A 958-nucleotide genomic window follows, 5' to 3' on the forward strand; every position below is an offset into this window, starting at 1 on the left:
AGAAAATGGCAAAAGGAAAATTCACCCGCACGAAGCCGCACGTCAACGTGGGCACGATCGGTCACGTGGACCATGGCAAGACGACGCTGACGGCGGCGATTGCCACCGTGCTGTCGGCCAAGTTCGGCGGCGAAGCGAAGGCCTATGACCAGATCGACGCGGCTCCGGAAGAAAAGGCGCGCGGCATCACGATCAACACCGCGCACGTCGAGTACGAGACGGCCAACCGCCACTACGCGCACGTCGACTGCCCCGGCCACGCCGACTACGTGAAGAACATGATCACCGGCGCTGCCCAGATGGACGGCGCGATCCTGGTGTGCTCGGCCGCTGACGGCCCGATGCCCCAGACCCGCGAGCACATCCTGCTGGCGCGCCAGGTGGGCGTGGGCTACATCATCGTGTTCCTGAACAAGTGCGACATGGTGGATGACGCCGAACTGCTCGAACTCGTCGAGATGGAAGTGCGCGAACTGCTCGACAAGTACGAGTTCCCGGGCGACGACACCCCGATCATCCATGGCTCGGCCAAGCTCGCTCTCGAAGGCGACAAGGGCCCGCTGGGCGAACAAGCCATCATGAAGCTGGCCGATGCGCTGGACACCTACATCCCGACGCCCGAGCGCGCCGTGGACGGCACCTTCCTGATGCCTGTGGAAGACGTGTTCTCGATCTCGGGCCGCGGCACGGTGGTGACCGGTGCGGTCGAGCGCGGCGTGATCAAGGTCGGCGAGGAAATCGAGATCGTGGGCATTCGCCCGACGGTCAAGACCACCTGCACCGGCGTGGAAATGTTCCGCAAGCTGCTGGACCAGGGCCAGGCCGGCGACAACGTCGGCGTGCTGCTGCGCGGCACGAAGCGCGAAGAAGTCGAGCGTGGCCAAGTCCTGTGCAAGCCGGGCTCGATCAAGCCGCACACGCACTTCACCGCCGAGGTGTACGTTCTGTCGAAGGACGA

General features: G+C 64.6%; 1 protein-coding gene. It reads left to right on the plus strand.

Going from position 1 to position 958, the window contains the following annotated elements:
• Positions 1 to 5 precede the first annotated feature (5 nt).
• A partial coding sequence (gene tuf, locus AC1DYD_RS41445; RefSeq protein ID WP_478178502.1) for an elongation factor Tu occupies positions 6 to 958 on the plus strand: 953 nt, incomplete at its 3' end.

This window comes from Variovorax sp. P4_B11, assembly GCF_056402355.1.